6 protein-coding genes and 1 pseudogene are annotated in these 9,683 nt (G+C 73.1%); 3 read left to right on the top strand and 4 right to left on the bottom strand.

The genetic code is table 11. From position 1 onward, the window contains the following. Positions 1-459 precede the first annotated feature (459 nt). Both D9R14_RS21395 and D9R14_RS21400 read right to left on the bottom strand, forming a co-directional pair. A complete protein-coding gene (locus D9R14_RS21395; protein ID WP_121625451.1) occupies positions 460-2,133 on the bottom strand; it encodes a DUF3300 domain-containing protein in 1,674 nt (557 codons plus the stop codon). Between the two features lie 163 nt (positions 2,134-2,296). Further along, positions 2,297-5,023 (bottom strand): hybrid sensor histidine kinase/response regulator, encoded by a 2,727-nt coding sequence (locus D9R14_RS21400; RefSeq protein WP_245420927.1) that lies wholly within the window; start codon positions 5,021-5,023, stop codon positions 2,297-2,299. Positions 5,024-5,207: 184 nt separating this feature from the next. Here D9R14_RS21400 and D9R14_RS23450 point away from each other — a divergent pair, with 184 nt between their 5' ends. Beyond that, entirely contained in the window at positions 5,208-6,992 is a 1,785-nt protein-coding gene (locus D9R14_RS23450) for a flagellar biosynthetic protein FliO (protein WP_170168701.1), read from the top strand. Between the two features lie 104 nt (positions 6,993-7,096). Here the strand turns inward: D9R14_RS23450 and dksA are convergent, their stop codons facing one another. Next, the gene (dksA, locus tag D9R14_RS21410; protein ID WP_121625455.1) at positions 7,097-7,513 is read right to left on the bottom strand and encodes an RNA polymerase-binding protein DksA; all 417 of its coding nucleotides are present in this window, start codon (positions 7,511-7,513) and stop codon (positions 7,097-7,099) included. A 305-nt stretch (positions 7,514-7,818) separates the two neighbouring features. On the opposite strand from dksA, the gene D9R14_RS21415 reads away from it, so the two are divergent. Both D9R14_RS21415 and D9R14_RS21420 read left to right on the top strand, forming a co-directional pair. Continuing rightward, a complete protein-coding gene (locus tag D9R14_RS21415) occupies positions 7,819-8,670 on the top strand; it encodes an AAA family ATPase (protein ID WP_121625457.1) in 852 nt (283 codons plus the stop codon). A gap of 4 nt (positions 8,671-8,674) precedes the next feature. Next, complete coding sequence (locus D9R14_RS21420) at positions 8,675-9,064, top strand: hypothetical protein (protein WP_121625459.1); 390 nt, start codon at positions 8,675-8,677, stop codon at positions 9,062-9,064. Positions 9,065-9,577: 513 nt separating this feature from the next. Here D9R14_RS21420 and D9R14_RS21425 read toward each other — a convergent pair. Further along, positions 9,578-9,683 (bottom strand): annotated as a pseudogene (locus D9R14_RS21425) (IS110 family transposase); the annotation flags it as partial.

Genomic DNA, 9,683 nt, shown 5'->3' on the forward strand with positions numbered 1-9,683 from the left:
GCACCTCGGGGCGCGTGGGCGATCCGCCTGAAGCGTTACCGCGCCGGCCTCGGTTGGAGGAGTTCGAAACGACGAGGCAGCCTTATCGCAGCGCCAGATGGGAGGCAAGAGCGCGCTTCGGCCTAGAACCTGAAGCCGCCCCCCGGGTCCTTGGCCGCGGCGGCGCCGCGCTCGCGACACCTCGGAGCCGTGATCTTGCTGCAGCGCCACAAACGGGGACGGCGGCACCCTGCTGCCGTCCATGGCGCCTTCCGGCGGGCGCCGGATGCGGCCGCCCACAGGAAAAGAAACGGCAGAAGCGGCCCTCTGCCGCCGCGGGTCCCCTCTTCAGCCGACCTGCCGGTGCGGCATCTTCACCACGGGAGCAGCGTGATTCTCGCCGCGCCGCGCGCTCATACCCGACGGGATGTGAGGATCGGGACGGCGAGACGCAACGCGCAACCCGCCGCCCCCTCTCGATCAGCGCCGGCGGAAGCCGCCGCCCATGGCCCCTCCGCCGCCGCGGAACTGCGGCGCGGAGCGGAATTGCGCCCCGCCCCCGCCGAACTGCTGCGCGCGGAACTGCTGGCCCCGGAACTGCTGCGCCTGGAATTGCTGGCCCCGGAATTGCTGGCCGCGGAACTGCTGCGTGCGCAATTGCTGGGTGCGCAGCTGCTGGGAGCGGAACTGCTGGGTGCGCATCTGCTGCGACCGAAACTGCTGGGTCCGAAGCTGCTGCGTGCGGAGCTGCTGGTTGCGGAACTGCTGGGCACGCATCTGAGTCGTCCCGCGGTTCAGCGCCGGGTTGACCACGCCCGGCCGCACGGCCGCGCCGGGAACCCGTCCGGGCAGCACCGGACGCACGCCGGGCGCGAGCGGGCCGCCGGGGCGGAGCCCCGGTGCGAGGCCGGGACGGCCCGGCCCCCAGACTCCGCCGGGACCGCCCGGGCGGCCGGGCAGCGGCTTGATGGGATTGGGCTGCCAGGGCTTCAGGCCGCCGGGACCCGGCCAGGGACCGGGCCCACCCCACGGCGGACGGGGGCCAGGTCCGGGCCAGGGTCCAGGACCCGGCCAGGGGCCGGGGCCGGGCCACGGCGGACGCGGTCCCACCCACGGACGCCAGCCGGGATAGCCCGGCCAGTACGGCGGATAGACCCAGCCGTTCCACCAGTTCCAGGAGCCCCACCAGGCATTGCCCACCACCACGCCGGCGCCGAAGGTCAGCAGCCCCACACCGGCGACGGTATAGATGTCGGTGTCGTAATACGGCACGTACACCACGTTCGGATCGGCCGAGGTGATGTAGATGGTGTTGCGCCCGTTTTCGCTGCGGCTGGTCACGTTCTGGCGCTTGTTGGTCTTGAGCGCGCCGTTGGCCTCCGCCTTGGCGCGCAGAACCTGGATGGCGACGCTCACGTCCTCCGGCTGGTAGATGAAGGCGCTGCCGAGGGCGGTGGTGGCGTCGAGGTTCTCGTTGAGCTTGGCGATCACGGTGGGAAAGCGCGCCAGCGCCTTCACCGCCGGGTCCCAGCTCTGGCTGTCGACCCCGGAGAAGTTGCCCTTCTTCACCGCGGTCTTGTTGCGCTCCAGCCAGCGCTGCGCCTGCACCAGCTCGATGGGATAGGCGGTCGCCGGCAGCATCTGCGCCAGCAGCGTGTCGGGATAGAGCGCATAGGGCGCCAGAAGCTGCTGGAGCTCGGCTTCCGAATAGGTCGTCTGCTGCTGGCCGGCAGGCGGCGCGGGCGTGCCGGATGCGGGCGGCGCCTGGGCGGCATCCGTCGGCACAGGCGCCTGGGGAACCTGCGCCGGCGGCGGCGGCGCAGCGGCATTGGCGGGGCTCTGCGGCGGGACGGCCGGCGACACAGCATCCGGCGCGGCCGCAGGGGGGGTGACGGCAGTCTGGCCGGACGCATCCGCGGCCGGCGGCTGCGCCGCCTGGGCGGGGGCCTGGGCTGGGGCGTTCGGGGCCGGAAGCGGCTGGACCGGCGACGCGGTGGAGGACGATCCGGCCGGAACCGGGCTGCCGGCCGCCGAGCCGGTGCCGGCGGGCGTCTGCGCCAGCGCGGGATAAAGGCTCGACGTCCACCCCAGGGTCAGGGCCACCGCGAGCCGGGACCAGCCCGCCGCCCCCCAACGCCGCCCGTGCTGCTTCATCGTCTTCTCCATCGCGGGCGCGGGGCGCACCTCTCGCCCCGGCCATGCGTGAGCCCAATTAAGGCACATGGAATATCGGCCGATTTCAGGCTCGCGCCGCGCGAGCCCGAACAAAATGACATGGCTCAAGCGCCACAGGGCAGGCGGGTCGCCGGCGGCGCCGTCACGCCTTCAGCGCCTCGCCTACCGCTGCCACCAGCTGCTTGAGCGAGAAGGGCTTCGGCAGGAAGGCGAAATCCTCGCCCGGCGGCAGGTTGCGCGCGAACGCCTCCTCGGCATAGCCGGAGATGAACACCACCTTGAGACGCGGATCGCGCGCCCGCAATTCCTTCAGCAGCGTCGGGCCGTCCATCTCCGGCATCACCACGTCCGAGACCACGAGGTCGAGCCGCTTGCCGCAGCCTTCCATCACCTCCAGCGCCTCGACGCCGCTCGCCGCGGTGAGCACGTCATAGCCGCGCCCTGCCAGAGCGCGGCTGGCGAAGGCGCGCACCGCGTCCTCGTCTTCCACCAGCAGCACGGTGCCCTGGCCGGTGAGGTCGGCGGCGCGCGGCTCGGCTTCGGCCGCGGGCGTGGCCTCGGCGTCGGAGCCGCCCTCGTGGCGCGGCAGCAGAACACGGAAGGTGGTGCCCTGCCCTTCCACGCTGGAGGCGAGGATGGTGCCGCCGGTCTGCTGGACGATTCCGTAGACGGTGGCGAGCCCGAGCCCGGTGCCCTTGCCCACCTCCTTGGTGGTGAAGAACGGCTCGAAGATCTGGTCCATGATGTGCGGCGGGATGCCGGTGCCGGTGTCCTCCACCTCCACCAGAACATAATCGCCCGCCGGCAGGTCCCTGGCGCCGATGGCGGCAACCTCGTCCGCCGGCACGTTGCGCGTGCGCACCCGCAGCGTGCCGCCCTCGGGCATGGCGTCGCGCGCATTGACGGCGAGGTTCACGATCACCTGCTCGAACTGGTTCAGGTCCACCTTGACCGGCCACAGGCCGCGCCCGTGCTCGACCTCCAGCGCGATCCGCTCGCCCATCAGCCGGCGCAGCAGTTCGGAAGTGTCGGCGATCACGTCCGACAGCTCGATCACCTGCGGACGCAGGGTCTGGCGGCGGGAATAGGCCAGAAGCTGGCGCACCAGGCCGGCGGCCCGGTTGGCGTTCTGCTTGATCTGCATGATGTCCGGGAAAGACGGGTCGGACGGGCGGTGTCTGACCAGGAGCAGGTCGCAATAGCCGATGATGGCGGTCAGAAGATTGTTGAAGTCGTGCGCCATGCCGCCGGCCAGATGCCCCACCGCCTGGAGCTTCTGGGACTGGGCGAACTGCGCCTCCAGCGCCTTCTGCTCGGTGGTGTCGATGGCGCACAGGGCGATCTCGCCGCCGCCGAGCGGCGCCGCATAGAGGCGCGCGCTGCGCCCGCCCTCGCCGCCCCGCACCACGTCGCACGGCGCGGTGCGGCCCGCTTGGGCGCCGTCCAGCAGCGCGGCTACCGCGGCGGCGTCGGCCGCTCCCACGAGATCGGCGAGCCGCGCCTGCGGCGCCGCGCCGGAGCGCGCGAACAGCAGGTCGAAGGCGGCATTGGCCGCGCGGATGCCGCCGGCGGCGTCGGTGAGCGCCATGGCGAGCGGCGCGTTGAGGAAGAAGCGGCCTTCCTCCTCCCCCTTGCTCGCGCCCGACGCTTCGCCCCTGCTTCCGCCCGGCTCCGGCGCCCTGGCCCCCGCCAGCGCCGCGCGGCCCGCGCCGGGCAGGATCACCATGGTGGCCTCACCCGCCGCGTCGCTCGGGCCGAGCGCGACGAGACCGGGAACCCGGCGCGCGTCCTGCATCACCAGCGTCACCGGCAGCACCTCCGCGACGGTGTCCTTGCGGGCGAGGCGGCCGCGCAGGGTGGCGACGTCGGCCGGCGCGAACACCTCCTCGATCGCCTTGCCGGCCGGCTCCCAGGCGGTGAGGCCATAGCCCAGCATGCGGCAGAAGGCGGCGCTCGGCGTGCGCACGAAGCGCTGGGACAGGCGCGCGACGCCAGCCGGCGCCTGCTCCCACGCCTCCACCAGGGCATCCGCGCGGCTCTCCGCGCGCTGGCTTTCGTGCCGCGCCGCGTCCTGCCGCAGCATCTCGGCGCGGAGCGACTCGCGCACCGGAAAAGCGGCGGGCATTGCGGGCACCAGTGTCGCGGCCTCCGCCGCGCCGGGTGCCACGGCGCCAGCGGCAAAGGAGGCAGCGGGAATGGCGCCGGAGGGCGCCGCGGCTGCGGCAGGGATTGGAACAACGGGCGGCTGGACGCGCGCCGGGGGCGCCACGGGTCCCGGCAGCGGGGACGCCGGCTCCGGCGGCAGGCGCAGGGTCCACAGCACCCGCTGCGGGCCGTCGAGCGGCGCCACCGAGGCGAGCAGCCTGCGCGCCGGGTCGGCGGCGTCGAAGGCGGTGGACGACTGGTGCGCGCGCCCGTCCGCCACCGCGTTGAGCAGTTCCGCGGCGAGCGCCTGCGCGCCCGGAATGCGGCCGAGCACGGTCTCAGGCACCGGCAGATCGCCGGCGCCGCCGTGGCACAGGCGGCGATAGGCGGCATTGGCCTCCACCACAGCGGTGCCGTTTTCCACCACCGCCATTGCGTCGCCGGTCGCGGCGAGCGCGGCGGCGCCGAGCCGGTCGGTCTCCGCACCGCGCCGGCGGAAGGTCCGCGCCACCCCCGCGAGCGCCGCGAGCGCGCCCAGCACGGCGAACATGCCGACCACGGCGGCCTTGATGCCGCCGACGTCGCCGGCGAACGCCCCGGTGGCGAGCAGGCCGCCGGCCAGGGCCGCCAGAGCGAGGAAGAAATAGCCTCCGGGCCCGCGCGGCAGCAGTTCGGCGCTCGCCCGCGCCCGCTGGCGGCGGGCCCCTCGCGTTGCGTCAGCCATGGTCGGCCCCTCCCCGGCGCCCCGCGCAAATGGGTTCAAACGCCTCTAGATTCGCGTCCGGTTTAAATCCTGCCATGATTATCAAGAAAACCTTAGGGCCTGGACGCGCAAGATCGTGCATCGTGGCCCTATGGTCATCCGTCCGCCCTGACTCCCGTTCCCGCATGCAGCCAGCGGAGGCATGATGTTGCAGCAGATTTTCGGCACCCAGCTCGACTTTCCGGTCCGGCTCGGGGTCGCTATCCTCGTCATCGCCGTGCTGCTCGGCGCGACGGTCATGCTCATGCGCGCCATCGGCGGGCGGCGGGCGATCATGACGCGGGGCCGCTCCGGCCCCCGCCTGACGCTTGTGGACAGCCTGAACGTCGACGCCCGCCGCAAGCTGATGCTGGTGCGCCGCGACGATGTGGAGCACCTGATCCTCATCGGCGGCACAAGCGACATCGTCGTCGAGGCGGACATCGGCAAGGCCGAGGCCGTCGCCGTGGCGCAGCCGGCGTTCGAGACACGCGAGCCGGCCGCCCCGGCGGCGCAGATCCAGGCCCCGCAGGCCCGGCCTGCGCTGGCGCGCGAGCCCGCCGCGCCGCGCATCGCCCCGGCGCCCGCGCTCGACGCGCTGCCGGCTGCCGAAGCCGCCGTTCCGGCGCCCGAGGAGGCACCGGCCCAGGAGATCCGCCGGCCGATGCCGGCGCGCCGCCCGCTGCCGCGGTCCGACGGCAGCCTGTCCGGCCGGCCGGCCACGCCCGCCCCGGCGCCGGCGCCCCGGCCCAGCCTGTCGCGCGGCACCGCCGCCGCCATGGGCCGCAGCACCTCCGCACCCGCCCACGAGCCGCAGGCGGAGCGCCGCCCGGCGCTGGAGCGCCCGGCCCTCGTGCCGCTCGCCGCGGCACCCGAGACCGTTCCCACTGCGGACGCCGCCCGCGCGGCCGTGGTCGCCGTCGCTCCCGAACCGGCCCCGAAGCCGGAGCCCGACTTCGACGACATCGCGCAGAAGCTCGACCTCGCTCTGGCCGAGCCCGCCGCCGAGGCCCCGCGCCTCAGCCTCTCCGACCTCCTGGACGAGCCGGCCGAGCCGGCGGCTCCCGCCCAGGCTGCCGACCGGATCGAGATCGATCTCGTTTCCGAGCTGGCGGCCGAGCTTGATCTCGAGGTGATCGGCGCGCAGGCCGAAGCGACCGACGAGGCCCCAACCGTTGCCGCCGAGGCGCCCAAGGTCGAGGCGCCGAAGATGGAAGCGCCGGAGATCGTCGTCTCCGAGGCCGATACCATCGAGAGCGCCGAGATCGAGCCGCCCCTCGCAGCCGCCCCCGTCGAGCGCCCGCGCGAGCGGCTGCGCGACATCCGCCCGGTTCTGCCGGCGGCCGGCGAGCGTCCGGAGCGCACCGAACGCCCCCGCCTGGAGCCGGCACCGCGGCTGGAGCCGTCGCCCCGTCCCGACTTCGCGCCGCGCGAGCCGTCCGTGCGCGAGCCTTCGGTGCGCGAGCCGGGCCAGCGCCCGCGCGAGTTCGCCTTCCGCCCCAGCGATGCCGCCGCCCGTCCCCCGCGTGAAGCTCTTCCGCGTGAAGCCCCTCCGCGCGAAGTCCCTGCGCGCGAAACCCCGCGGCTCGATGCGCTGCGGCGTCCCGCGGCCGAGCCGGGTGCGCGCCCGGCCCTGGATCGCGCGTCCCCGGATCGCCCCGCTCTGGAGCGCCCCTCCCTCGACCGTGGTCCGTCGGTGGCGCGCCTGCGCGAGCCGCTGCGCCGCGATGCCGAGCGCAAGCCCGACGAGGCACCGGCGCGCCCCGCGCCGCTGAGCCCGCCGCGCCGGTGGGAGAGCCCGCCCGTGGCGGCCCGGCCCGAGGCCGAGCCGGCCGCGCCGGTGGTCAAGGCGGAGAAGCCGTCCGAGCCGCCGCCGAGCCCGGCCAACGATCCGTTCAACGATCTCGATTCGGAGATGGCGAACCTGCTCGGCCGCGGCTCCGGCCGCTGAGGCCGGCCAGCGGGCCGCCGAATGTGAAAGGCCGGCGCGGGACATCCCGCGCCGGCCTTTTCTTTTGTCCTGCCTGGCGATCCCGGCGCCCGCGAGGGCGGGGCTCAATCGTCCCGGTAGACCCGTTCGCGCCGCTCGTGCCGCTCCTGGGCCTCCACCGAGAGGGTAGCGATGGGGCGCGCCTCAAGTCGCTTCAGCGCGATGGGCTCACCCGTGTCCTCGCAATAGCCGTAGGTGCCGTCCTCGATGCGCAGGAGGGCGGCGTCGATCTTGGCGATGAGCTTGCGCTGGCGGTCGCGGGCGCGCAGCTCGATGGAACGGTCGGTCTCGGACGAGGCCCGGTCCGCCAGATCGGGGTGGTTCTGGTTCTCGTCCTGAAGGTGCTGCAGGGTCTCGCGCGCCTCCTTGAGGATGTCGTCCTTCCAACGCAGCAGCTTCTGGCGGAAATATTCCCGCTGCCGGTCGTTCATGAAGGGCTCGTCCTCGCGGGGGCGATAGTCCTCGTCGATTTGGATCGACATCAGCCATGTCCTCGCTACAACGTCGCTGATCCCCGTGGCGCAGGTGCGTCCCGTGCCCCACCCGGAGATGAGCGGCGCACGCGAGACCCCTGCCCCATCAACGATCCGGAGCCCCCTCACCCCATCCGGCCGGTGCCGGCACGGGCGCAAGCGAACTCCAAGGTCGCCGCGCTTATATCGACGCCCGCACGCCGCGACAACCGCCGTTCGCACCGCACGCCGGCCGCACCGGGGCTTGACGGCGCGCCGCAGGGTGCCGACCTTGCCGCAGCGCGGAATGGCCGGCGACGACGAGGGCAAGGCACATGCGGTTCGAGGGAACGGGAAGCTACGTCACCACGGATGACCTGAAGGTGGCGGTCAACGCGGCCATCGTCCTCGAACGCCCGCTGCTGGTGAAGGGCGAGCCGGGCACCGGCAAGACCGTGCTGGCACAGGAGATCGCCAAGGCGCTCGGCGCCGACCTCATCGAGTGGCACATCAAGTCCACCACCAAGGCGCAGCAGGGCCTCTACGAATATGACGCGGTGGCGCGCCTGCGCGACAGCCAGCTCGGCGACCCGCGGGTGCACGACATCGCCAACTACATCCGCAAGGGCAAGCTGTGGACGGCGTTCGCCGCCGAGGCGCGGCCGGTGCTGCTGATCGACGAGATCGACAAGGCGGACATCGAGTTCCCCAACGACTTGCTCCAGGAACTCGACCGCATGGAGTTTCACGTCTACGAGACCGGCGAACAGGTGAAGGCGCACCGGCGCCCGGTGGTCATCATCACCTCCAACAACGAGAAGGAGCTGCCGGACGCCTTCCTGCGCCGCTGCTTCTTCCACTACATCCGCTTCCCCGACGCCGACACCATGCGCGCGATTGTCGATGTGCACTTCCCCGGCATCAAGCCGCGCCTCGTCTCCGAGGCGATGCGGCTGTTCTACGACCTGCGCGAGGTGCCGGGGCTGAAGAAGAAGCCGTCCACCTCCGAGCTGATCGACTGGCTGAAGCTGCTGGTGTCCGAGGACGTGGACGTGGACGCCGACACGCTGCGCGAGAAGGACGTGCGCAAGGCGATCCCGCCGCTGGCTGGCGCGCTGCTGAAGAACGAGCAGGACGTGCACCTGTTCGAGCGCTTGGCCTTCCTGCAGCGGCGGGAGCAGCGCTGATCCCATGGACGGGCTCGGCGACATCGGCTTCGTCGCGGGGCTGGCGTTCGCGCTGGTCCTGCTCGCGGGCTTCCTGGTGGTGCGGGGGCGCGGCGCGCCGGCGCCCCAGCAGAAGCCCGACCCGCGCGCAACCGCGCCCGCCGACTACGGCCTCTCGCGCGAGGCGAGCGGGCGCTCCGGCGCGGACACGGCGAGCGAGGCCCCGGCGAGCAATGCCGGGGCCATGGCGGCGGCGGCCGGCGGCGCGGTGATCGTCGGCTATGCTGCCTCGCGTGCCCACGGCAATTCCACCAGCGCCCGCGACGACGCCGAGAATGGCGACGACAGCGGCGGCGGCTCGGGAGACGGAGACGGGGACGGCGGAGGCGGGGGAGAAGGCGGCGGCGGTAACTGAGGCCGGCGCGCATGCCGCCACCCCACCCGTTCGCGCCCTATATTCCCTGGCGGAAGCGCGATGCGCCGGGTGTTCATCGGCGGCATCAGGCGCAGGGCGCTTCCCCCTCATCCCCGACCCCTCTCCCACGAGGGGACAGGGGAGCCGGGCGTCCGTCCGAAGCGAGGGGAAAGGTGTCGACGGGCGGGCATCGGCCTCTGCTTACGCCCTCTGCCGAATAAAGCGCTGACCCACCCGTTCGCGCCCCCTCTCCCCTTGCGGGAGAGGGTCGGGGTGAGGGGGGGGCGCGGGGTATTCATCGGCGGCATCAGGCGCAGGGCGCCTCCCCCTCACCCCCGACCCCTCTCCCACGAGGGGAGAGGGGAGCCGGGCGTCCGTCCAAAGCGAGGGGGAGGAGTTAACGGGCGGGCATCGCCGTCTGCTTCCGCACTCCCGAACCAAGGCGCCGGCCCACCCGTTCGCGCCCCCTCTCCCCTCGCGGGAGAGGGCCGGGGTGAGCGACTGTCTTGTTAGTCAAGCGGTTTGTTCGCGCCATGGTTGCTGATCCCGGACGATGGCGTTGAGGATGGTGATGAGCTTTCTGGCGACGGCGATGAGGGCGACGAGCTTGGGTTTGCCC

It is taken from the genome of Xanthobacter tagetidis, from assembly GCF_003667445.1.
GTDB classification, from domain to species: domain Bacteria; phylum Pseudomonadota; class Alphaproteobacteria; order Rhizobiales; family Xanthobacteraceae; genus Xanthobacter; species Xanthobacter tagetidis.

Excerpts from the sequence above, each read along its gene's own strand:
- D9R14_RS21415 (WP_121625457.1), top strand. The coding sequence starts at position 7,819 with ATGCGGTTCGAGGGAACGGGAAGCTACGTCACCACGGATGACCTGAAG.
- dksA (WP_121625455.1), bottom strand. The coding sequence starts at position 7,513 with ATGTCGATCCAAATCGACGAGGACTATCGCCCCCGCGAGGACGAGCCC.
- D9R14_RS21400 (WP_245420927.1), bottom strand. The coding sequence starts at position 5,023 with ATGGCTGACGCAACGCGAGGGGCCCGCCGCCAGCGGGCGCGGGCGAGC.
- D9R14_RS21420 (WP_121625459.1), top strand. The coding sequence starts at position 8,675 with ATGGACGGGCTCGGCGACATCGGCTTCGTCGCGGGGCTGGCGTTCGCG.
- D9R14_RS23450 (WP_170168701.1), top strand. The coding sequence starts at position 5,208 with ATGTTGCAGCAGATTTTCGGCACCCAGCTCGACTTTCCGGTCCGGCTC.
- D9R14_RS21395 (WP_121625451.1), bottom strand. The coding sequence starts at position 2,133 with ATGAAGCAGCACGGGCGGCGTTGGGGGGCGGCGGGCTGGTCCCGGCTC.